The 21,069-nt window shown below is 72.8% G+C and carries 23 protein-coding genes; 12 read left to right on the top strand and 11 right to left on the bottom strand.

Translation table 11 applies throughout. The annotated features are described in order from the left end of the window. Window positions 1-75: 75 nt before the first annotated feature. Complete coding sequence (gene sucB / locus V5O49_RS15445; protein ID WP_332903019.1) at window positions 76-1,845, bottom strand: 2-oxoglutarate dehydrogenase, E2 component, dihydrolipoamide succinyltransferase; 1,770 nt, start codon at window positions 1,843-1,845, stop codon at window positions 76-78. Between the two features lie 314 nt (window positions 1,846-2,159). Between sucB and V5O49_RS15440 the strand changes: the two genes are divergently transcribed. Continuing rightward, a complete protein-coding gene (locus V5O49_RS15440) occupies window positions 2,160-2,513 on the top strand; it encodes an oxidoreductase (RefSeq protein WP_278234687.1) in 354 nt (117 codons plus the stop codon). Between the two features lie 155 nt (window positions 2,514-2,668). Here the strand turns inward: V5O49_RS15440 and V5O49_RS15435 are convergent, their stop codons facing one another. Beyond that, window positions 2,669-4,171 carry a leucyl aminopeptidase gene (locus V5O49_RS15435; RefSeq protein ID WP_332903018.1) on the bottom strand — a complete coding sequence of 501 codons (1,503 nt, stop codon included), beginning with the start codon at window positions 4,169-4,171 and terminating at the stop codon, window positions 2,669-2,671. 62 nt (window positions 4,172-4,233) lie between these two features. Between V5O49_RS15435 and V5O49_RS15430 the strand changes: the two genes are divergently transcribed. From V5O49_RS15430 to V5O49_RS15415, 4 genes are read left to right on the top strand one after another with little or no spacing between them, the layout of a single operon-like run. Continuing rightward, complete coding sequence (locus tag V5O49_RS15430) at window positions 4,234-4,593, top strand: hypothetical protein (protein WP_332903017.1); 360 nt, start codon at window positions 4,234-4,236, stop codon at window positions 4,591-4,593. Then, window positions 4,590-5,039 (top strand): hypothetical protein, encoded by a 450-nt coding sequence (locus V5O49_RS15425; protein WP_332903016.1) that lies wholly within the window; start codon window positions 4,590-4,592, stop codon window positions 5,037-5,039. The genes V5O49_RS15430 and V5O49_RS15425 overlap by 4 nt, the downstream gene beginning before the upstream one ends. Beyond that, on the top strand, window positions 5,039-6,118 hold the full coding sequence (locus tag V5O49_RS15420) for a quinone-dependent dihydroorotate dehydrogenase (protein ID WP_332903015.1): 1,080 nt from the start codon (window positions 5,039-5,041) through the stop codon (window positions 6,116-6,118). Before V5O49_RS15425 ends, V5O49_RS15420 begins: the two co-directional genes overlap by 1 nt. Further along, window positions 6,115-6,324 (top strand): hypothetical protein, encoded by a 210-nt coding sequence (locus V5O49_RS15415; RefSeq protein WP_278234682.1) that lies wholly within the window; start codon window positions 6,115-6,117, stop codon window positions 6,322-6,324. The genes V5O49_RS15420 and V5O49_RS15415 overlap by 4 nt, the downstream gene beginning before the upstream one ends. 46 nt (window positions 6,325-6,370) lie before the next feature. On the opposite strand, the gene yczR is transcribed toward V5O49_RS15415, so the two are convergent. Continuing rightward, the gene (gene yczR / locus V5O49_RS15410; RefSeq protein ID WP_332903014.1) at window positions 6,371-7,837 is read right to left on the bottom strand and encodes a MocR-like transcription factor YczR; all 1,467 of its coding nucleotides are present in this window, start codon (window positions 7,835-7,837) and stop codon (window positions 6,371-6,373) included. A gap of 61 nt (window positions 7,838-7,898) precedes the next feature. Between yczR and yczE the strand changes: the two genes are divergently transcribed. Beyond that, window positions 7,899-8,723, top strand: a complete 825-nt coding sequence (gene yczE, locus V5O49_RS15405; RefSeq protein WP_332903013.1) for a membrane protein YczE — start codon at window positions 7,899-7,901, stop codon at window positions 8,721-8,723. Between the two features lie 65 nt (window positions 8,724-8,788). Here yczE and V5O49_RS15400 read toward each other — a convergent pair whose 3' ends face one another. Together V5O49_RS15400 and V5O49_RS15395 are read right to left on the bottom strand one after the other, a co-directional pair. Continuing rightward, entirely contained in the window at window positions 8,789-9,802 is a 1,014-nt protein-coding gene (locus V5O49_RS15400; RefSeq protein ID WP_332903012.1) for an aldo/keto reductase family protein, read from the bottom strand. Window positions 9,803-9,820: 18 nt separating this feature from the next. Further along, a complete protein-coding gene (locus tag V5O49_RS15395) occupies window positions 9,821-10,501 on the bottom strand; it encodes a DUF3043 domain-containing protein (RefSeq protein WP_332903011.1) in 681 nt (226 codons plus the stop codon). 57 nt (window positions 10,502-10,558) lie between these two features. Between V5O49_RS15395 and V5O49_RS15390 the strand changes: the two genes are divergently transcribed. Further along, window positions 10,559-11,938 carry a dipeptidase gene (locus tag V5O49_RS15390; protein ID WP_332903010.1) on the top strand — a complete coding sequence of 460 codons (1,380 nt, stop codon included), beginning with the start codon at window positions 10,559-10,561 and terminating at the stop codon, window positions 11,936-11,938. A gap of 33 nt (window positions 11,939-11,971) precedes the next feature. Here V5O49_RS15390 and V5O49_RS15385 read toward each other — a convergent pair whose 3' ends face one another. Genes V5O49_RS15385 through nadA form a run of 3 tightly spaced genes read right to left on the bottom strand, consistent with a single transcriptional unit; the run spans window position 11,972 to window position 14,367 of the window. Continuing rightward, on the bottom strand, window positions 11,972-12,517 hold the full coding sequence (locus tag V5O49_RS15385) for an acyl-CoA thioesterase (RefSeq protein WP_332903009.1): 546 nt from the start codon (window positions 12,515-12,517) through the stop codon (window positions 11,972-11,974). Window positions 12,518-12,548: 31 nt separating this feature from the next. Then, the gene (locus V5O49_RS15380) at window positions 12,549-13,139 is read right to left on the bottom strand and encodes a DJ-1/PfpI family protein (protein WP_332903008.1); all 591 of its coding nucleotides are present in this window, start codon (window positions 13,137-13,139) and stop codon (window positions 12,549-12,551) included. 25 nt (window positions 13,140-13,164) lie between these two features. After that, window positions 13,165-14,367 carry a quinolinate synthase NadA gene (nadA, locus tag V5O49_RS15375; protein WP_332903007.1) on the bottom strand — a complete coding sequence of 401 codons (1,203 nt, stop codon included), beginning with the start codon at window positions 14,365-14,367 and terminating at the stop codon, window positions 13,165-13,167. A gap of 44 nt (window positions 14,368-14,411) precedes the next feature. Here nadA and V5O49_RS15370 point away from each other — a divergent pair, with 44 nt between their 5' ends. Next, window positions 14,412-14,942 (top strand): hypothetical protein, encoded by a 531-nt coding sequence (locus V5O49_RS15370; protein WP_332903006.1) that lies wholly within the window; start codon window positions 14,412-14,414, stop codon window positions 14,940-14,942. 79 nt (window positions 14,943-15,021) lie between these two features. Continuing rightward, window positions 15,022-15,372 (top strand): HesB/IscA family protein, encoded by a 351-nt coding sequence (locus V5O49_RS15365; protein ID WP_278234671.1) that lies wholly within the window; start codon window positions 15,022-15,024, stop codon window positions 15,370-15,372. A 29-nt stretch (window positions 15,373-15,401) separates the two neighbouring features. Here V5O49_RS15365 and V5O49_RS15360 read toward each other — a convergent pair whose 3' ends face one another. Next, window positions 15,402-15,659, bottom strand: coding sequence for a sulfurtransferase TusA family protein (locus V5O49_RS15360; protein WP_332903005.1), 258 nt, complete (start codon window positions 15,657-15,659; stop codon window positions 15,402-15,404). Then, a complete protein-coding gene (locus V5O49_RS15355; RefSeq protein ID WP_332903004.1) occupies window positions 15,656-16,813 on the bottom strand; it encodes a cysteine desulfurase family protein in 1,158 nt (385 codons plus the stop codon). The genes V5O49_RS15360 and V5O49_RS15355 overlap by 4 nt, the downstream gene beginning before the upstream one ends. Before the next feature lie 273 nt (window positions 16,814-17,086). Between V5O49_RS15355 and ctaC the strand changes: the two genes are divergently transcribed. From ctaC to V5O49_RS15340, 3 genes are read left to right on the top strand one after another with little or no spacing between them, the layout of a single operon-like run. After that, window positions 17,087-18,010, top strand: a complete 924-nt coding sequence (ctaC, locus tag V5O49_RS15350) for an aa3-type cytochrome oxidase subunit II (protein ID WP_332903003.1) — start codon at window positions 17,087-17,089, stop codon at window positions 18,008-18,010. Then, a complete protein-coding gene (ctaD, locus tag V5O49_RS15345) occupies window positions 18,010-19,845 on the top strand; it encodes an aa3-type cytochrome oxidase subunit I (protein ID WP_332903002.1) in 1,836 nt (611 codons plus the stop codon). Before ctaC ends, ctaD begins: the two co-directional genes overlap by 1 nt. Continuing rightward, window positions 19,842-20,243 (top strand): cytochrome c oxidase subunit 4, encoded by a 402-nt coding sequence (locus V5O49_RS15340; RefSeq protein ID WP_278234666.1) that lies wholly within the window; start codon window positions 19,842-19,844, stop codon window positions 20,241-20,243. Before ctaD ends, V5O49_RS15340 begins: the two co-directional genes overlap by 4 nt. 672 nt (window positions 20,244-20,915) lie before the next feature. On the opposite strand, the gene V5O49_RS15335 is transcribed toward V5O49_RS15340, so the two are convergent. Next, window positions 20,916-21,069: Fe-Mn family superoxide dismutase (locus V5O49_RS15335; RefSeq protein WP_332903248.1), on the bottom strand; the 154-nt coding region annotated here is incomplete at its 5' end.

Raw genomic sequence — 21,069 nt, 5'->3', positions numbered from 1 at the left:
GGCAGCACCGCCCGGGACGACGACAGGGGCGAGAACCTCACGGTTCTCGCCCCTGTCGTGGGTGCGGTCAGCGGGTCAGAGACCGACCTCGGACTCGAACGCGCCCTCCTCGATGCGGTTCTTCACCGCGGTGAGGAAGCGGGCGGCGTCGGCGCCGTCGACCAGGCGGTGGTCGTAGGACAGGAACAGCATCGCCATCTGACGGATCGCGATGGTCTCCTCGCCGTCCGGGGTGGTGACGACCACGGGCTTCTTCGTGATGGTGCCCGTGCCCAGGATCGCGACCTGGCCCACCGGGACGATCGGGGTGTCCCACACGGCACCGCCGGAGCCGGTGTTCGTGATCGTGAACGTGGCGCCGCTGAGGTCGTCCGGCCCGATCTTGTTGTCGCGGGTGCGGGTCGCGAGGTCACCGATCTGACGGGCGATGCCGGCCAGGTTCAGGTCACCGGCGTTCTTGATCACCGGCACGACGAGGCCACGCTCGGTGTCCACGGCGATGCCGACGTTCTCCGAGGAGTGGTAGGTGATCTCGCCCTTGTCGGTGTCGATCGACGCGTTGACCTTCGGGAAGGCCTTGAGCGCCTCGACGGCGGCCTGGGTGTAGAAGGGCAGGAACGTGAGGTTCGCGCCCTCGCGCGCCTTGAAGTCGGCCTTCGCCCGCTGGCGCAGCTTCGAGACCTTGGTGACGTCGACCTCGACCGCGGTGGTGAGCTGGGCCTGCGTGTGCAGCGCCTCGTGCATGCGCTCGGCCACGACCTTGCGCAGGCGCGACATCTTCTCCGTGGTGCCGCGCAGCGGCGAGACCTCGGGGACGGTCGGCTTCTTCGGGGCCGACGACGGTGCGGACGCGGGTGCGGGCTCGGCGGCCGGAGCGGCGGCCTTCTCGGCCGCGGCCAGGACGTCCTCCTTGCGGACGCGTCCGCCGACACCGGTGCCCTCGACGGTCGAGACGTCGACGCCCTTCTCCGCGGCGAGCTTGCGCACCAGCGGCGTCAGGTACGAGCTGCGGCCGCCCGCGGGCTTCTCCGCCGCGGGAGCCGGCTCCGGGGACTTCGCCGGGGCGGGCGACTCGGCCGGCGCCGGCGACTCGGCGGGCTTCTCGGCCTTCGGCTCGGGGGCCGGCTCGGACTTCTCGGCGGGCTTCTCGGCCGGGGGAGCGGGCGCGGGCTCGCTCTTCTCGGCGGCGGGGGCGGCGCCCGAACCGACGATCGCGAGCACGGCGCCGACCTCGACGGTCTCGTCCTCGGCGACCTTGATCTCCTGCACCGTGCCTGCCACGGGGGAGGGGACCTCGGTGTCGACCTTGTCGGTGGAGACCTCGAGCAGGGGCTCGTCGACCTCGATGCTGTCGCCGACCTCCTTGAGCCACCGCGTCACGGTGCCCTCGGTGACCGACTCGCCCAGCGCGGGCAGGGTCACCTCGGTGCCGTCACCGCCGCCGGCGGACGGCTGCGGCGCCGACTCCTCGGCGGCCGGGGCGGACTCGGCCGCGGACTCCTGGGCCGGCGCGGACTCCGCGGGAGACTCCTCGGCGGGGGCGGACTCGGCGGCGGACTCCTCGGCGGGCGCCTCCTGCGAGCCGCCGTCGGAGGAGCCGGAGCCGGAACCGTCGCCGATGACGGCGAGCACGGCGCCGACCTCGACGGTCTCGTCCTCCTCGGCCAGGATCTGCTCGACGACGCCGGCGACGGGGGAGGGGACCTCGGTGTCGACCTTGTCGGTGGAGACCTCGAGCAAGGGCTCGTCGACCTCGACGGTGTCACCGACGGACTTCAGCCACCGCGTGACGGTACCTTCGGTGACGGACTCGCCGAGTGCCGGCAGCTGCACGTTCTCAGACATGACCTGTGGAGTCTCCTTCGATCAGTGGGTCGAGCGAGGCGCCGGAGCCGGTCGGCCGGAGGCTCGACCGCCTCCTGTCCGGTAGCCGCGTTCCTGGGTCACTGCGTGCCATCTTGTCACTACCTGGGTCCGCCCCCCAATCGGGGGGTGCCGCAGAACTGTGACACTGGGTACATCGTCGGCACACGGAGACGTTTTGCTGGCGTCGGCAGCACGGACGTCGTGAAAAGAGCGCGTGCCGCGCTCCCGTCGGGCACCCGTGCGGTCCGAGCGCGTTCCGCCACGGTGCGGCGTCGGCAGGTAGTCTCGCCACCATGTCGTTGAGGTCTGCGCTGGACCGTCTCCTCGGACGGTCCGCACCGTCGTCGCCCGCCGCCGCGCCCGCCGGGGGTGGTCGAGCCGCCGCCGTCGGCCACCTCGAGGAGTTCGCCCGCACGCGCGTCGGCGTCGAGGCCTACGTCGAGCCGCCGAACGCGCAGACGCCGACCACCGTGCTGCTCGTGGCGACCACGGGGGAGTGGACACGGCGGCGCGTGCCCGACGAGCGCACCGGTTTCGAGGTCGCCCGCTCGCTCGGTGTGCCGGTCTACAACGTCCGCTTCACGGGATACCCGCAGCGGATGCGCGACTGGAACTCCGCCCAGCGCCAGGCGCGCAAGCGCCGCTGAGCCTCGGACACCACGCACCGAACACACCGGAGGGCGGCCGGGAGATCTCGCGCACGGTCGCGCTCACGGGCGCTGCGCGCCCTCCGCTTCCGGTCCGACGACCGTCCGCGAGATCCCCCGGCCGCCCTGTCCGTGGCGGTACCGGAACAGTCCGGTCAGTCGGTGGTGCCGCGGCCCTCGAGGAAGCCGACCAGCGTGCGCAGGCCGACGCCGGTGCCGCCGACCGGGGTGTAGCCGAACGCGCCGGCGTCGTTGAACGACGGGCCGGCGATGTCCAGGTGGGCCCACGGGGTGTCGCCGACGAAGGACTGCAGGAAGATCCCCGCCGAGAGCATGCCGCCCCAGCGCTCGCCGACGTTGGCGATGTCGGCGGTCTTCGACTTCAGGCCGTCGGCCAGCTCCTCGGGCAGCGGCATCGGCCAGAACAGCTCGCCCACGGTGTCCGCGGCGACCTTGACCTCGTCGCGCACGTCGTCGGTGCCCATGACGCCGCCGACACGCTTGCCGAGCGCGACCATCTGCGCGCCGGTCAGCGTGGCGATGTCGAGCACGACGTCGTGGCCGTCCTCGACCGCCGAGACGAGGCCGTCGGCCATGACCAGGCGGCCCTCGGCGTCGGTGTTGAGCACCTCGACCGTCTTGCCGCCGCGGATGGTCAGGACGTCACCGGGACGGGTGGCGTTGCTGCCGGGCATGTTCTCCGCCAGGCACAGGTAGCCGGTCACGGCCACCGGCAGACCCAGGCGGGCCGCGGCGAGCACGGCGTGCAGCACCGTGGCGGCGCCGGCCATGTCGGACTTCATCGCACCCATGTTGGCCGCCGGCTTGATGGAGATGCCGCCGGTGTCGAAGGTGATGCCCTTGCCCACCAGCGCGACCTTGTCGGTCGGCTTGGGCGGGGAGTAGGAGAGCTTGACCATGCGCGGGCCGCGGGCCGAGCCCTGGCCGACGCCGGTCAGGCCGCCGTACCCGCCGGCGGCGAGCTGCTTGTCGTCGAGGACCGACACCTTGACGCCCTTGACGCCGAGCTCCTTGACGGCGGACTTCACCGCGTCGACGAAGGAGGCGGGGTAGAGGTCGTTGGCGGGGGTGTTCACCAGGTCGCGCGTGCCGTGCACGGCCGCGGCGAGCACCTCGGCGCGGGTCACGGCCGCCTTGGCGCGGGCCGAGCGGGCGAACGGGGTGGCGACCTGCAGGGTCTCCACCGGGGCGAGCTTCGTCGCGGCCTTCTCCTCGCGGTAGGCCGTGTAGGCGTACGCGCCGAGCAGGGCGCCCTCGACGACGGCGCCGAGCTCCTCCTCGTCGACCGCGGGCAGGGCCACGACCGCCGACCGCGAACCGGCCAGCGAGCGGACGGCCGCACCGGCGGCGCCGCGGAGCGTCTCGCGGTCGAAGGTGCCGTCCGCGTCCCGCTCGCCCAGCCCGGTCAGGACCAGCACGTCGGCCGAGACGTCCTTGCCGGCCGGCACCGTGCGCACCTCCTGCCGGGCGCCGGTCACACCGAGTCGCGGTGCGAGCGTCTCGAGCTGCTCGACCAGCGCGGCGGGGAGCTGGTCGGCCACGACGGCCACGCCGTCGGAGGTCGAGCAGGTGCCCACCACGAGGGCGTCAGCGGTCAGGGAGGTCGGGTTCTTACCGGTCAGAGTGAGGTCAGCCACGCGCACCAGGCTAACCGGTCGCCCCGACCACCGCGTCCGACCGCGAGCGGTAGTCTGCCGACGTGGTCCTTCCGCTCCTGTACCTCGCCCTGCTGCTGTGCGTCCTGCTCGCGGGCTGGGCGGCGTGGTTCGTCCTGCGGGACCGCGCGGTGATCCTGCGCCAGCTCTTCGGCGCGGCGGCGGTGGAGGCCGTCCTGGTCGTCCAGGCCGTCGTCGCCGGCGTCCTGCAGGTCCAGGGGCACGCCGTGGACGGTCCGCTGTTCTGGGGGTACCTGCTCACCGCGGCGCTGCTGCTGCCCCTGGCCGCCGTGTGGGCCTTCGCCGAGCGCACCAAGTGGTCGTCGGTGGTGCTGTGCGTCGCCGCGCTGACGGTCGCGTTCCTCGAGTGGCGCCTGTGGATCATCTGGGAGGCCGGACTGTGAGCGACGAGCACGCCCCGACGACCGGCCGCGGCTTCGGTCGGCTGCTGGTCACCGTCTACGGCATCCTGGCGTTCGCCGCGCTGGGCCGGTCGAGCTACCAGGTGCTGACCAAGCTCGCCGACGCGCCCGCGGCCTACCTGCTGTCGCTGCTGGCCGCCGTCGTCTACGTGGTGGCCACGGTCGCCCTCGCCCTCGGCGCGCGCCCGGGCTGGCGGCGGGCCGCCTGGGCCGCCGTCGTCGTCGAGGCGGTCGGCGTGCTGACGGTGGGCACCCTCTCGCTGACGCACCCCGAGTACTTCGCCGAGCCGACCGTCTGGTCCGGCTTCGGCCAGGGGTACGGGTACGTCCCGCTCGTCCTGCCGTTCGTGGGGTTGTGGTGGCTCTGGCACACTCGCCCCGGACGCACCGCCCCGACGTCCGCGCCGGCCCGACCGACGGAGGCCTGATGACGCCCTACACCCTGCTGTTCCAGACCGTCTTCCGGCGGATGGATCCCGAGCGCGCGCACGAGCTCGCCTTCCGCGCCATCGAGACCGCCGGCCGCGTGCCGGTGCTGCGCGACGTCGTCCAGGGTGCCCTCGCCCCCTACCTCGGCCGCGGCGCCGGCGGCCCCGGCAGCGTCGAGGTGCTCGGTCGGACGGTCCCGGCACCCTTCGGGCTCGCCGGCGGCTTCGACAAGAACGCCCGCGCGGTGCGTGGGCTGACCATGCTCGGCTTCGGGTTCGTCGAGGTCGGCACGGTCACGCCGCGCCCGCAGCCCGGCAACGACGCACCCCGGATGTGGCGCGAGCTCGACCTGCACGGTGTGCGCAACCGGATGGGCTTCAACAACGACGGCGCCGTCGAGATGGCCGAGCGGCTGCGGCGGCTGCGGTCCACGCCCGCCGGTCGTGCCGCCGTCGTCGGCGTCAACATCGGCAAGAACAAGACCACGTCGGCCGAGCACGCCGCCGACGACTACGCCCGCTGCGCCCGGCTGCTGGCGGTGGAGGCCGACTACCTCGTGGTCAACGTCTCCTCGCCCAACACCCCCGGCCTGCGGGACCTGCAGACCACCGCCGAGCTGCGGCCGATCCTCGTCGCGGCCCGCGCCGCGGCCGACGAGGCCACCCGGGCTGCCGGGGTGCGGCGCACGCCGCTGCTGGTCAAGATCGCCCCGGACCTGGCCGACGAGGACGTCGACGCGGCCGCGGACCTCGTGACCGAGCTGGGGCTCGACGGCGTCGTGGCCGTCAACACCACGATCGCCCACGACCGCGGACCCGGCGGACTGTCCGGGCCGCTGCTGCTGCCCCGGGGGCTGGAGGTGGTGCGGCGCCTGCGCGACCGCCTCGGACCCGACCCGGTGGTGATCGGCGTCGGCGGCGTCACGGGCGCGGACGACGTGCGTGCGTACCTGCGGGCCGGGGCCGACCTGGTCCAGGGCTACACGTCCTTCGTCTACCGCGGCCCGTTCTGGCCGTCCGCGATCAACCGCGCCCTGACCAGGTCCCAGGGCTCGTCGAGCGCCGGGAGGGTCGCATGATCCGGCCGCGCTGGGAGTGGGCCCTCGACGACGACGCCGGCACGCCGCTGGCGGCGGCCCTGAGCCCCGCCTTCACCACGCAGTTCGACGCCGAGGAGTGGCTCGGCGAGCACTGGCGCGCCCTGGCCTCCGCCGGTGCCGCCCAGGCGCGCCTGCTGCACGACGGCACCCAGGCCACCCCCACGGTGGAGCTGCGCAAGCCGTGACACCGCGCGGGCGCCGCGCCCCGGCGGCCCCGTCGCGTCGTCGGGCTCAGCGCCCGCCGACCCGCTCCCACGCTCGCCGGAGCCGGTCGACGACCGGCTCGTACTGCCCGGCCGGCCGGGTGTAGGTCAGACGCACCCGGTCCTGGCCCGAGCCGTCCGGGGTGAACAGCGGACCCGGGGAGACTCGCAGCCCCTCGGTGACGGCCGCGGCGGCCAGCGCCCGCCCGACCGGTCGGCCCACGCCGACCCACAGGCACAGCCCGCCGTCCGGCCGGGGCACGTCCCAGGCCGGGAGCCGCTCGTGCAGCAGGTCGACCAGGTCGTCCCGCTGGGCCCGCAGGGCCGCGAGGCGGTCCGGGAGGATCGCGGCGCGGTGCTCGAGCAGGTCCGTCACCGCGAGCTGTTCGAGCACCGGGGTGGCGACGTCCAGGACCTGGCGGGTGTGCGCGAGCCGACGGACGAGCTGCGGGTCGGCGCGCACCCAGCCGACGCGCAGCCCGCCCCAGAACGACTTCGACGCGGAGCCGACCGCGACGAGCCGCGGGTCGGTCCCGTCGCCGACCACGGGTGCGGGCACCCCGGCGCCGACGAGGTCGACGTCGGTCAGCGTCTCGTCGCCCACGACGGTCACGTCGTGGCGGGCGACGAGGTCGGCCAGGGCACGGCGCTCGTCGGCGGACAGGGAGCGTCCGGTCGGGTTGTGGAAGTCCGGCACGAGGTAGACGAACCGCGCGCCGGTGCGCCGGACCACCGACTCGATCGCCTCGACGTCGCCGACGGGCACGCCGACGACGCGGGCGCCGGTGCGGCGCATCGCCTCGAGGGCGTGCACGTAGGTGGGCGACTCGACCACGACGTGCTCCGTGCGCGCCACCAGCGTGGTCGCCAGCAGCGCGATCGCCTGCTGCGCGCCCGTGGTCACGAGGATCTGGTCGGGGTCGGTCGGCACCCCGCGGGCGGTGTACCGCGCGGCCACGGCGGCGCGCAGCGGCTCGACCCCGAGGTGGGCGTACCCGCCGCCGTCCAGGTAGGCGGGCAGCGCTTCGAGCGCGCGGGTGTAGGCGCCGTGCAGGGCCCGGGACGCGGACGGGGTCGCCTGGGACATGTCGATGGTGTCGTCCGCGGCGGGGGTGGTCGGGTCCGCCGACGGCGTGTCGCTCGCCGGAGCGTCGCCGGCCGGGGGCGGGGCGGCGACCTCGTGCCGGGAGGCGTCCCGCGGCAGCGCGGCGACCGTCCCGGAGCCCACGCGGCTGGTGGCGAAGCCGAGGTCCCGCAGCCGGGCGTAGGCGGCCGACGTCGTGGCCCGCGAGACGCCCAGCGCCCGGGCGAGCTCGCGTTCGCTCGGCAGCCGGGTCAGCACGGGCAGGGAGCCGGCGAGGACGGCGGAGCGCAGCGCGTCGGCCAGCGCCGCGTAGGCCGGCCCGGTCGTGTGCCACGCGCCGAGCAGACGCACCGTGGCCCGCGGGGAGACGGACCGGACAGCGGCGGGTGGACCGGATGTGGTGGTGGTCACCGGTCCACTCTCCCTCGATTGGCTATGGAAGTCCAGGCCAATCATCGTCAGGGTGGCGGGTATGACCGCAGACGTGCACCACCCGACCCGCCTCGACGTCCGAACCGGCATGCGCCCGGTGCGCCGCGCGGCCCAGCTCCTGCTGGGTCTGACGGCCTACACCGTCTCGATGGCCATGATGCTGCAGGCCGGCCAGGGCGGGATGCCCTGGGACGTGCTGCACCAGGGCCTGGTGCGCACCACCGGGTGGTCCTTCGGCGTCGCCGTCGCGCTGACGTCGCTGGCCGTGCTGGCGCTGTGGGTCCCGCTGCGGCAGCGTCCCGGGGTCGGGACGGTCGCGAACGTCGTCGTGATCTCGGTGCTGATCGGCCCCTGCCTGGCGATGGTCGAGCGGCTCGTGCCCGCTCCCGGAGTTCTCGCGCAGGTGCTGCTGGGCCTCGGCGGCATCGTGCTCAACGGCCTCGCCACCGCCGCCTACGTCGGCGTGCGGCTCGGGCCGGGGCCCCGGGACGGGCTCATGACCGGCCTCGTCGCGCGGACGGGCTGGTCCGTGCGCGGGGTCAAGACCGGCATCGAGATCAGCGTCGTGGCCGTCGGCTGGGTGCTCGGGGGCACCTTCGGCTGGATGACCGTCGCCTACGCGCTCGGGGTGGGGCCCGTCGTGCAGGCGGGCGCGCGGTGGCGGTGGCTCGTGCCCGACGGGCTGGCGGCTCCCGCGCGGCCGACGCCGGCCCGGCGGGTGCCGGGCCCGGTGCCGGTGACCGGGGACGGCGAGGACGGCGCCGGGGACGGCGAGACCGAGCGCCGGCACGCCGAGCGGCGCCGTCGTGCCCGGCAGATCGCCCGGGCCCTGGAGACGTTCGGCGACCAGGACCGCACGCTCTGACTCCGGACGGACCTCGGGCCGTGCGCGGCACCTGCCGCGCACGGCCCGAGGACCGGGGGAGACCGTCAGACGACGCGCGTCTGCGGTGCCCCCTCGAGGGTCTTGGCGGGGTCACGCTCGACGACGTCGCCGAGGGCCTCGTCGATCTGCGACATGAGCGCCGCGGGGATCTCGACGCCGGAGGCCTTGACGTTCTCGGCCACCTGCTCCGGACGCGACGCGCCCACGATGGCGGCCGCGACGTTGTCGTTCTGCAGCACCCACGCCACGGCGAGCTGGGCCATCGTCAGGCCGAGCTCGTCCGCGACCGGCTTGAGCTGCTGCACGCGGCCCAGGACGTCGTCGTTCATGAACCGCTGGATCATCTTCGCCCCACCCTTGTCGTCCGTGGCGCGGGACCCCGACGGCAGCGGCTGGCCGGGCACGTACTTGCCGGTCAGCACGCCCTGGGCGACGGGGGACCAGACGATCTGGGACAGACCGTTCTCGCGCGAGGCCGGGACGACCTCGTCCTCGATGACCCGCCACAGCATCGAGTACTGGGGCTGGGAGCTGATGAGCTGGAAGCCGAGGTCCTTCGCCAGCGCGGCGCCCGCGCGGATCTGGTCGGCCGACCACTCCGAGACGCCGATGTAGAGCGCCTTGCCCTGGCGCACGATGTCGGCGAAGGCCTGCATCGTCTCCTCGAGCGGCGTCTCGGTGTCGTACCGGTGCGCCTGGTACAGGTCGACGTAGTCGGTGCCGAGGCGACGCAGCGAGCCGTTGATCGACTCCATGACGTGCTTGCGCGACAGGCCGGTGTCGTTGGGGCCGCCCGGGCCTGTGGGCCAGTAGACCTTGGTGAAGATCTCCAGCGACTCGCGGCGCTCGCCCTGCAGCGCGTCGCCGAGGACCTGCTCCGCCTTGGTGTTCGCGTAGACGTCCGCGGTGTCGAAGGACGTGATGCCCGCGTCGAGGGCGGCGCGCACGCACTGCGTGGCGACGTCGTTCTCGACCTGGGAGCCGTGGGTGAGCCAGTTGCCGTAGGTGATCTCGGAGATCTTGAGACCACTGTTGCCGAGGTACCGGTAGTTGACCATCCGGTCACCCTACGCGGATCACTCGGGCCAGTGACCGTGCTTCTTGTGCATCGGCTTCGGCAGCCGGGACCGACGGATCTGCAGCGCTCGCATCGCCGCGTACATCATCGTGCCGCGCGGGACGTAGTACTCCTTCTTCCCGTCCGTGCCGAGCGTGCCGAACTTGTCGCGCAGCCGGCGCTTGAGGCGCTGCCACATGACGACGACGTCGATCAGCGTGATGAACACCACCGCGTACAGCGCGAGCAGCACCAGCGTCGCCATCGTCGGGTTCTGCAGGAAGATCAGGTTCATGAAGATGAAGACGAACGCCACCGGCAGGAAGAACTCCCCGACGTTCCAGCGGGCGTCGACGTAGTCGCGCACGTAGCGGCGGACGGGGCCCTTGTCGCGCGCCGGCATGAACCGCTCGTCACCGGTCTGCATCGCCTGGTACTCGCGGTTGCGCTCCGCGCGCACCTTCTCCTTGGACGCCTTGCGGGCGGCCTTGCGGTCGTTCGGGACCAGCGGGCGCTTGTTCTTCGCCTGGGACTCGCTGCGCTTCGGCGTCGGGCGGCCCTTCGACGGCGCCCCGGACGAGGGCGTGTCGGTGGAGTCGGCGGCGGAGGACGTCGCCGCGACGTCGGCGGACGAGGCGGACTGCCCCGCTGCGGGGGACGTCGCGGGAGAATCGGCGAGATCACGCTTGCGGGAGAACACCCCTCCAGGGTAGTGGAGTCACGGGGTGCCTCGGGACACCCCGGTACCGTGGGCGCCGTGACTCACACCGATGCGGACGTCGCCGCCCTGCGCGCGCACGTCGACCAGCTGTTCCCCGCCGTCCAGGCCGACCTCGAGTCCCTGGTCCGCATCCCGAGCGTCTCGGCGAGCGCCTTCGACGCGTCGCACGTCGTGGCCAGCGCCGAGGCCGTGGCCGCGCTGCTGCGCGACGTCGGGCTGCCCGAGGTCCAGATCCTGCGCTCCGAGCGGCCCGACGGGACCCCCGGCGCGCCCGCCGTCGTCGCCCGGCGACCCGCCCCGGCCGGTGCGCCGACCGTGCTGCTCTACGCCCACCACGACGTCCAGCCGCCCGGGGACGCCGCCGCCTGGGACACCGAGCCCTTCGAGCCCGTCCAGCGTGGCGAGCGGCTCTTCGGACGCGGCGCGGCCGACGACAAGGCCGGGGTCATGGCGCACGTCGGTGCGCTGCGGGCCCTGGCCGCGCTGGGCGAGGAGCCCGGTGTCGGCGTGACCGTGTTCGTCGAGGGCGAGGAGGAGGCCGGCTCGCCGAGCTTCTCGCGCTTCCTCGCCGACCACCACGCGCTGCTCTCCGCCGACGTCATCGTGGTGGCCGACTCCACCAACTGGAAGGTCGGCGTCCCGGCGCTCACGACGTCGCTGCGCGGCCTCGTCGACGGCGTGGTCGGCGTCGAGGTGCTCGACCACGCCGTGCACTCCGGCATGTTCGGCGGGCCCGTGCTGGACGCCAACCTGCTGCTGGCGCGACTGCTCACCACGCTCCACGACGACGCGGGCACCGTGGCCGTCGACGGCCTGACCAGCGCCGGCGAGCCGGAGGTGGACTACGCGGAGGCCGACTTCCGCGCCGACTCCTCGGTGCTCGACGGCGTGCGGCTGGCCGGGGAGGGCACGATCGCGGGCCGGCTGTGGACCAAGCCCGCGATCTCGGTGATCGGCGTGGACGCCACCGACGTCGCCCACGCGTCCAACACGCTGGCGCCGCGGGCGGCGGCCAAGCTGTCGGTGCGGATCCCGCCGGGCCTGGACCCCCAGGCCGCCGAGGACGCGCTGCGCGCGCACCTGACGGCGCACGCCCCGTTCGGGGCCCGCGTGACGTGGACGCCGGGGGAGCAGGGCAAGGCCTTCGGGGCGCCGGACGACTCCGCGGCCATGCGGGCCGCGCGCTCGGCGTTCGCCGCGGCGTGGGGCACGGACCCGGTCGACATCGGCGTCGGCGGCTCGATCCCGTTCATCGCCGACCTGCTCGAGGCCTTCCCGGAGGCGGCCGTGCTCGTCACCGGCGTGGAGGACCCGGACTCGCGCGCCCACGGCGCGAACGAGTCGGTGCACCTCGGTGAGCTGCGCAAGGTCCTGGTGGCCGAGGCGCTGCTCCTGCGGGGACTCGGCGGACGCTGAGGCTGAGGCTGAGGCTGAGGCTCAGGCTCAGGCTCAGGCTCGGTCGACGTCGCGGTGCGCGACGTCGACCGAGCGGGCCCAGGCCGCCAGGTCGGCCGGCAGCTCGGGGCTCTCGAGCTCGGCGTCGGCGAGCAGGGCCACGACCTCCTGCGGAGCTACGCGGATCCCGTCGCGGCCGAGGAACCGGCCCGCGACCCAGCCGCGCGCGCAGAACTCGCCGTCGCGCCGCGTGAAGACCTGCTCGAGGTAGACGACCCGCTGGTCCCAGCCGACGACCCGCGTCGCGATCGTCACCCGGTCGAAGAGCTGCAGCGACCGCTTGTACGTCATCGTGGAGGCCGCCACGACGGGGTACCAGCCGTGCGCCTTGAGCCGGGCGAGGCCGCCGAGGTCGGCGAGGAGGTTGGACCGGGCCACGTCCATCATCTGCAGGTACGAGCCGTTGTTGACGTGGAGGTACAGGTCCAGGTCGCCCGGGTGGACGCGCAGCACCGTGGTCGAGGTGTCCAGGGGTGCCATGCCGGGGCGGGCCCGATGGGGCAGGAGGGAGGCCTGGGCGAGCTGGAGCATCCGGGTCATGCGGGCGACGCTATACCAGCAACGAGCGGTATCAGGTATCCCCGTACTGCAGGGCGTCGCGCACCGCGTCGGCGACCTCGGCCGACTCCAGGCGCTCGACCAGGTGCAGCGCCATGTCGATCCCCGCCGTCACGCCGGCGGAGGTGACGACGTCGCCGTCGTCGACGAACCGCGCCTCGGTGTCGATGACCGTCGAGGGGTCGATCTGCGCCAGCTCGTCGTAGTGGTGGCGGTGGGTGGTCGACGGACGTCCCGCCAGCAGCCCCGCGGCGGCGAGCACGAGCGCCCCGGTGCACACGCTCGCCACGACCGCGGTCTGGGCGTGGACCTGGCGCAGCCACTCGAGGTGCCCGTGGTCGCCGACGAGGGCCCGGGTGCCCCACCCGCCGGGGTGCACCAGCACGTGCAGGGGGCCGACGTCGTCCGCCGACCGGGCCGGCACCAGCCGCATCCCCTTGGCGAGGCGCACGCCGTCGCCGTCGCGCGAGAAGGTGCTCACGTGCGGCTTGAGCGCGGAGTGCTCCTCCCACGCCGCCAGGACCTCGAAGGGACCCACGACGTCGAGCTCCTCGGCGTCGTCGAACAGGAAGATCCCGATGTGCAGCCCGCCGTCGGTACTCACACGTTGTCGCCTCCCAGCGCCCCGGTCAGATCCCCGGCAGCGCCAACATCTGGTCGAGGGCCACGCGGGCCCAGTGGGCGTCGTCGGCGTCGACGACGATCCGGTTGACCACGCGCCCCTCGGCGAGCGACTCCATCGCCCACACCAGGTGCGGCAGGTCGATCCGGTTCATCGTGGAGCAGAAGCACACCGTCGAGTCCAGGTAGTGCACCTGCTTGTCGGGGTGGGCCTTGGCCAGCCGGCGCACGAGGTTCAGCTCGGTGCCGATCGCCCAGGTCGAGCCGGGCTCGGCGGCGTCGAGGGCCTTGATGATGTACTCCGTCGAGCCGACCCGGTCGGCCGCGGCGACGACCTCGTGGCGGCACTCGGGGTGGACCATGACGTTGACGTCCGGCGCCGTGGCGCGGATCGCCTCGACGTTCTGGACGGAGAACCGGCCGTGCACCGAGCAGTGGCCGCGCCACAGGATCATCCGGGCGTCGCGCAGCTCGGCGTCGGTCAGGCCGCCGTTCGGCTTGCGCGGGTCGAACACGACGCAGTCGTCGAGGGACAGGCCGAGCTGGTTCACCGCGGTGTTGCGGCCCAGGTGCTGGTCCGGCATGAACAGCACCTTGCCCGTGCCGTCGACGCCGCCGACCTGGTCGAAGGCCCAGCGCAGGGCCACCTGGGCGTTCGACGACGTGCACACGGTCCCGCCGTGGCGGCCCGTGAACGCCTTGATCGCCGCCGAGGAGTTCATGTAGGTCACCGGCACGGTGTCACCCGCGACCCCGGCGTCGGCCAGCACGTCCCAGGCCTCCTCGACCTGGGAGATCTCGGCCATGTCCGCCATCGAGCAGCCGGCCGCCATGTCCGGCAGCACGACCTGCTGGGAGTCCGCGGTGAGGATGTCGGCCGACTCGGCCATGAAGTGCACGCCGCAGAAGAGCACGAACTCGGCCTCGGGGCGGGCCGCCGCCCGCTGGGCGAGCTTGAAGGAGTCACCGGTGACGTCGGCGAAGTCGATCACCTCGTCACGCTGGTAGTGGTGGCCCAGCACGAAGGCGCGCTCACCCAGCGCCGCGCGGGCGGCGCGGGCGCGGTCCACCAGGTCGGGGTCCGACGGCGCCGGCAGCGCGCCGGTGCACTCCACCCCGCGCTCGGAGGCGAGGTCGCGGCCCTGACCGAGCAGCAGCAGCGCCGAGGGCGCCGGCTCGACGAAGTTCGACGTCTCGTTCAGCACAGTCACGCCCTCATCCTCCCACGCCCGCGTCGTGTGCCACGATCGGTCTCGTGCACGTACTGCTGCTGGCCACCGCCGACGGTGGACCGGACGACCCCGACCGCACCGCCGCGACGGCGCTGGCCGCCGCCTGGACCGCCGCCGCTCCCCGCTGCGTCGTCGAACCCATGGTGCTGCCGCCCGGCCCCGCGGCGTCGACCGGCCCGCCCGACGGGTCGCCGTCGCCCGGCGTGTTCGTCCCCACGACCGAGCTCGGGCTGTCCAGCGTCGCCCCGCCCGCCCCGCGGCCGGAGGTGCGGCTGCTGCACGAGCGCGTCGCGGAGGCCGACCTCGTCGTCGTGCACACGCCCGTCCTGGACGGCGCCGCGCTGCACGCCGGACCGGTGCACTCCGCCGCGCAGGCCGCCGCGCCCCACGCCGTGCCCGTCGTCGTGCTGGCCGGACGCAGCGAGGCCACCCGCCGCGAGCTCGCCGGAGCAGGGGTCGCCGGGGCGCACGAGGTCGGTCCCGTGCCCGGCGAGGACGCCGTCGCCCGCGTCGCGCGGACCTGGGCGCCCGCGTGGGCCGCCGACGACGAGTGATGTGAGCCACGTCATCGACGCCGGAGAATTCGGGCGTAGGATCGGGAACAGCCGTACCGGCCCACCTGTTGGAGGAAGCATGACCGACACCACCGAGATCGCCACGCACGGCGTCGAGCTCTCCGAGGTCGCCGCGAACAAGGTCCGCAGCCTCCTCGAGCAGGAGGGGCGCGACGACCTGCGCCTGCGCGTCGCCGTCCAGCCCGGCGGCTGCTCCGGCCTCATCTACCAGCTGTACTTCGACGAGCGTCTGCTCGACGGGGACGCGCTGCGCGACTACGACGGCGTCGAGGTCGTCGTGGACCGCATGAGCGTGCCCTACCTCGACGGCGCGAAGATCGACTTCGCCGACACGATCGAGAAGCAGGGCTTCACGATCGACAACCCCAACGCCGGCGAGTCCTGCGCCTGCGGCGGCTCCTTCGGCTGATCGACCCCGCCGGCTCGTCGAGCCGGCCGCTAGTCCTCGAGGCGGACGGTCAGGGCCCACCAGGGCCCGCCGTCCGCTTCGTCGTTCCCGGGGTGGTGCTCCTCGGCCACCATCACGTGGCCCCGCAGCCGGGCCCAGGCCGGCACGTCGTACCGCGCGGCCGGGTCGGTCGCCAGCACCGTGACCTCGCTGCCGGCGGCCAGCTCCTTCGCGCGGGCGGCCAGCCGCACCACGGGCAGCGGGCAGCGCAGCCCGCGCGCGTCGACGACCTCCGGCTCGGTGCTCACAGCCCGGACACTCCCAGCGCGTCGCGCACGCGCGCGACCGCGCCCGGCAGCACGGCGAGGAACCGGTCGACGTCCTCGGCCGTGGTCGACCGGTCCAGGGCGAGGCGCACGTTGCCGTGCGTGAGGACGCCCATCGCCGCCAGGACGTGCGACGGCTCCAGGGTGCTCGCCGTGCAGGCGGACCCGGAGCCGACGGCGAACCCGGCTCGGTCCAGCTCGGTCACCATCGCCTCGCCGTCGACGTAGAGGAACGAGAACGTCACGACGTGGGGGAGCCGGTCGACGGGGTCGCCCACCACCTCGACGTCCGGGATCTGTACGACGGCGGACCGGATCCGGTCGACCAGGGCGCGGCGGCGGACGTCCTCGGCGGCGACGTCCCGGGCGACCGCCTGCAGGGAGACGGCCGCGGCGAACGCCGCGGGCACGCTGACGCCGCCGGGGGCCCAGGGATCCGGGTCCTCGGGCCCGTCGGGGACCGTCCGGGTGCGGTGCCGCACCGCCAGGACGCCCACGCCCCGCGGCCCGCCCCAGTCCGCCGGGTCCGCCGCCAGCAGGTCCCACGCCGTCGGCAGCTCCGTGTGCCCGACCGACGCGCCCGCGTCCACGAGCAGGGGCACGCCCGAGCCCTCCAGCGCGGCGTGCACCGCCGTGACGGGCTGGCGCGTGCCGACCTCGCCGTTGGCGTGCTGCAGCGCCGCCAGGGCGACGCCGTCGGTGCGGGCGGCCCGGGAGAGCTCGTCGGCGTCCACGCGTCCCTGCCGGTCGACGCCGGTCGTGGTGCGTCCGCCGGGGCCCGCGACGTGGTCGGCCGCGTGCAGGATCGCCGCGCGCTCGGCCGCACCGACGACGACGCCGCGCCCGTGCCGCCGTCGGGCCCGGACCACCTGCGCCACCGCGGAGTGCAGCGAGGCCGTGTGCGACGGGGTGAACCGGACCTCCTCGGTGCGCACGCCCAGCACGCCGGCCACGGCCTCCCGCGCGCCGTCGAGCAGCGCGGCCGCGCGCCGCCCCTCGGCGTGCAGGCGCCGGGGGTCCGCCCAGCCCTCGTCGAGGGCCTGGACCAGCGCCTGTCGGGCCAGGGGGTGCAGGGGTGCCGAGCCGCCGTTGTCCAGGTGGGTCCGGGTCGGCGTCGACGAGGTGGGATGTGTCACAAGGGCCTCTCGATGGGCGTCGCAGCGTGGTCACCATCATGCCGCCGACGTCCTCGGTGTCGCGAAACCCCGATGCGATCTGACACCGCCCAGCCAGGCGTCGCGAACAGGGCGGATGGCGACGTCGGGACCCTGTCCCGTCACGTAGGAAGGGGGGTCTTCTGGCGTCGAAACCGTGAAGGTCGCGCTAGGCTGCTCCCATCGAGGACGAAGGTCCCACCCGTGCGCCCTGCCTCAGGACGCGGCGGTCGGACGAGACGTGAAAGGCCTCCCTTGCACTCGAAGAGCACCACCCGCACCCGGCGGAAGATGGCGCTGCGTGCGACGGCGCTCGCCGTCGCGGTCGCGGCGTTCGCCACCGGCTGCGCCAGCGACGCCGTCCAGCGCGGATACCTCCCCGGATACACCGACGGGGAGGTGACGAACCAGACCGAGCGGATCACCAACCTGTGGAACGGCTCGTGGGTCGCCGCGCTCGCCGTCGGCGTCATCACCTGGGGCCTCATGCTCTGGTGCGTCGCCGCCTACCGCAAGCGCCGCGGTGACGAGCGTCTGCCGGTCCAGACGCGGTACCACATGCCGCTCGAGATCATGTACACGATCGTGCCGACGCTCATGATCCTCGTGCTGTTCTTCTACACGAACCGCGACATGACGGCGATCCTCGACACCTCCGAGGAGCCCGACGTCAACATCCAGGTCATCGGCAAGCAGTGGAGCTGGGACTTCAACTATCTCGACGACGACGTCTACGAGACCGGCCAGCACCTGCTGGAGCCGGGTTCCGTGACGCAGGACGAGACGGTCAACGACGCTCCCGGGACCTCCGAGGACCTGCCGACGCTGTACCTGCCCGTCGGTGAGCGCGTCGAGTTCACCGTCGACTCCCGTGACGTCATCCACTCCTTCTGGATCCCGGCGTTCCTGTTCAAGATGGACATGATCCCGGGCAAGACGAACACGTTCCAGGTCGTCCCCGAGCGTGAAGGCACCTACGCCGGCAAGTGCGCCGAGCTCTGCGGCGAGTTCCACTCCGGCATGCTCTTCAACGTCGAGGTCGTCGACCGCGCCGAGTACGACGCACAGATGGAGGAGCTGCGCGCTCAGGGTCAGACCGGCGAGCTCGGTCTGGACCTGAACCGCCAGCAGCACTCCGAGTTCTCCACTGACGAGACGATCCCGGAGGTCGAGGGCTGATGGCCACCACCGAGACCGCCTACGGCGCCGAGGTCGTCCCCGGCCTGCAGCCGAGGCGCCAGACGCTGGGTCGCACCGTGGTCAAGTGGATCACCTCCACCGACCACAAGACGATCGGGTACATGTACCTCATCACGTCGTTCCTCTGGTTCGCCGTGGGAGGCATCCTCGCGCTGCTCATCCGCGCCGAGCTCTTCGAGCCGGGCATCCAGCTCGTGCAGAGCAAGGAGCAGTACAACCAGCTCTTCACGATGCACGGCACGATCATGCTGCTGCTGTTCGCGACGCCGCTGTTCGCGGGCTTCGCCAACGTCATCATGCCGCTGCAGATCGGTGCGCCGGACGTCGCGTTCCCGCGCCTGAACATGTTCGCGTACTGGCTGTTCCTGTTCGGCGGCCTCATCGCCGCCGGCGGCTTCTTCACCCCGCAGGGCGCGGCCTCCTTCGGCTGGTTCGCCTACGCGCCGCTGTCGAACACGACGTTCAGTCCAGGGCTCGGGGGAGACCTGTGGGTCTTCGGCCTCGCCCTGGGTGGTTTCGGCACCATCCTCGGTGCCGTCAACTTCATCACCACGATCATCTGCATGCGTGCGCCCGGCATGACGATGTTCCGGATGCCGATCTTCACCTGGAACACCCTGGTCACCAGCCTGCTGGTCCTCATGGCGTTCCCGCCGCTGGCCTCGGCGCTGTTCGCCCTCGGTGCGGACCGCCGGTTCGACGCCCAGGTGTTCAACCCGGACAACGGGGGAGCGGTGCTGTGGCAGCACCTGTTCTGGTTCTTCGGCCACCCCGAGGTGTACATCATCGCGCTGCCGTTCTTCGGCATCGTGTCCGAGATCTTCCCGGTCTTCAGCCGGAAGCCGATCTTCGGCTACAAGGGCCTGGTCTACGCGACGATCGCGATCGCCGCCCTGTCGGTGACGGTGTGGGCCCACCACATGTACGTCACCGGTGCGGTGCTGCTGCCGTTCTTCGCCTTCATGACGATGCTCATCGCGATCCCGACCGGCGTGAAGTTCTTCAACTGGATCGGCACGCTGTGGCGAGGGAAGATCACCTTCGAGACACCGATGCTCTGGTCGATCGGCTTCCTGGTGACCTTCCTCTTCGGTGGTCTGACCGGCATCATCCTGTCCAGCCCGGCGCTCGACTTCCACCTGTCCGACTCGTACTTCGTCGTGGCGCACTTCCACTACGTCGTCTTCGGCACCGTGGTGTTCGCGATGTTCGCCGGCTTCTACTTCTGGTGGCCGAAGTTCACCGGGCGCATGCTCAACGAGCGCCTCGGCAAGATCCACTTCTGGATCCTGTTCGTCGGCTTCCACATGACGTTCCTCGTCCAGCACTGGCTGGGCGTCGAGGGCATGGCCCGCCGGTATGCGGACTACCTGCCCGAGGAGGGCTTCACCTGGGAGAACCAGCTCTCGACGGTCGGTGCGTTCATCCTCGCCGCCTCGACGCTGCCGTTCCTGTGGAACGTGTACACCACGTGGCGGAACGCCCCCAAGGTGCAGGTCGACGACCCGTGGGGCTACGGCCGCTCGCTCGAGTGGGCGACGTCCTGCCCGCCGCCGCGGCACAACTTCACCGCGCTGCCGCGGATCCGCTCGGAGTCGCCGGCGTTCGACCTCCACCACCCGGAGGTCGCCGCGATGGAGGACCCTCACCTGAACGAGGGCGCCCTGGAGCGCGTCTACGGCGGAGCGGACCGCACCGGCCAGCACGAGATGGTCGAGGAGCTCAGCTGGAAGGACTACCCCGAGAAGCACCAGTCGAGCACGACCGTCCTCGACGCTGACCGCCCGGCCGAGGGCGAGGAGGACTCCAAGTGAAGATCGAGATCCGGCTCTTCGTCTGGACCGCGCCGTTCTTCGTGGTCGTCGGCGTGCTGTATGGGCTGTTCACCGGCTTCACCGAGCCGGTCGGCTACCTGGGCATCCCGCTCGTCGGAGCCCTCATGGCCATGATCGGCGCCTACCTGGTCGTCCAGGCGAAGCACACCGACCCGCGTCCGGAGGACGACGAGAACGGCGAGATCGAGCAGGGCGCCGGCGACCAGGGTGTCTACGCCCCGTGGTCCTGGTGGCCGCTCGTCATCGGTGCCGCCGCGGCCGCTGCCTTCCTGGGTCTCGCCGTCGGCTGGTGGGTGTTCTACATCGCCACGATCGTCGGCGTCATCGGGCTCGTCGGCTGGGTCTTCGAGTTCAGCCGGGGCCAGCACGCCCACTGATCCACAGCGTTCCTCGAGAGGGGCCCTGCACCGCATGGTGCAGGGCCCCTCTCGTCGTCCCGCGAGGTAGGCAACCTCCCGGCGAGGTAGGCAACCTTCCCGCGAGGTAGGCAACGTTCCCGCGAGGTAGGCAACGTCCGGCCGAAGTAGTCAACATCCGGCCGAGGTAGGCAACATCCGGCCGAGGTAGGCAACATCCCTACGCGGTAGGCCATCATGTGGCCGCGAGGAGATCTGCGCGGTCTTGTCGCACCGGGCCATGTGGGGGTCGGCCCCGTCCGCGTACCCTGCCTCGGGCTACCCCGGAAGGCTTCCCCGCTACGAGGTCTGGCAGACCGAGCCGGACGTCGCCTGACCGGTCCCGTGCGTCGGCCTCTCCGGACCTCACGGACACGGCGCACTGCGTCGCCGGAAGGTCGTCCGTCTCGCGGGATGGAGCCCCATTCCCGGCCGGATGTTGCCTACCTCGCGGGAAGGTTGCCTACCTCGCGGGAAGGTTGCCTACCTCGGCCCAGGACTGCCTACCTCGGCTGGAGGTTTGCCTACCTCGGCCGGAACTTGCCTACCTCGGCTGGAGATTGCCTCCCTGGCGGGACGAGGAGAGCCCCGGACAGCGCAGCTGTCCGGGGCTCTCGCGGTTCGCTAAGGCCCTGTGTGGGCCTTAGCGGCCTCTCAGGCGGTCAGGAGGCCGTTCGTGGCGGTGCGGGCGCGCTCGAGGCGGGCGGCGACGTCCTGCCAGTTGGCGAGGTTCCAGAACGCCTTGACGTACTCGGCCTTGACGTTGAGGTAGTCCAGGTAGAAGGCGTGCTCCCACATGTCGAGCATG

Origin of the sequence: Isoptericola haloaureus (assembly GCF_036689775.1) — a bacterium.
GTDB classification, from domain to species: Bacteria; Actinomycetota; Actinomycetes; order Actinomycetales; family Cellulomonadaceae; genus Isoptericola; species Isoptericola haloaureus.
This window is presented reverse-complemented; position numbering and strand designations above follow the sequence as displayed.

Excerpts from the sequence above, each read along its gene's own strand:
- sucB (WP_332903019.1), bottom strand. The coding sequence starts at position 1,845 with ATGTCTGAGAACGTGCAGCTGCCGGCACTCGGCGAGTCCGTCACCGAA.
- V5O49_RS15385 (WP_332903009.1), bottom strand. The coding sequence starts at position 12,517 with ATGACCCGGATGCTCCAGCTCGCCCAGGCCTCCCTCCTGCCCCATCGG.
- yczE (WP_332903013.1), top strand. The coding sequence starts at position 7,899 with ATGACCGCAGACGTGCACCACCCGACCCGCCTCGACGTCCGAACCGGC.
- V5O49_RS15440 (WP_278234687.1), top strand. The coding sequence starts at position 2,160 with ATGTCGTTGAGGTCTGCGCTGGACCGTCTCCTCGGACGGTCCGCACCG.
- V5O49_RS15400 (WP_332903012.1), bottom strand. The coding sequence starts at position 9,802 with ATGGTCAACTACCGGTACCTCGGCAACAGTGGTCTCAAGATCTCCGAG.
- V5O49_RS15420 (WP_332903015.1), top strand. The coding sequence starts at position 5,039 with ATGACGCCCTACACCCTGCTGTTCCAGACCGTCTTCCGGCGGATGGAT.
- ctaD (WP_332903002.1), top strand. The coding sequence starts at position 18,010 with ATGGCCACCACCGAGACCGCCTACGGCGCCGAGGTCGTCCCCGGCCTG.
- V5O49_RS15365 (WP_278234671.1), top strand. The coding sequence starts at position 15,022 with ATGACCGACACCACCGAGATCGCCACGCACGGCGTCGAGCTCTCCGAG.
- V5O49_RS15415 (WP_278234682.1), top strand. The coding sequence starts at position 6,115 with ATGATCCGGCCGCGCTGGGAGTGGGCCCTCGACGACGACGCCGGCACG.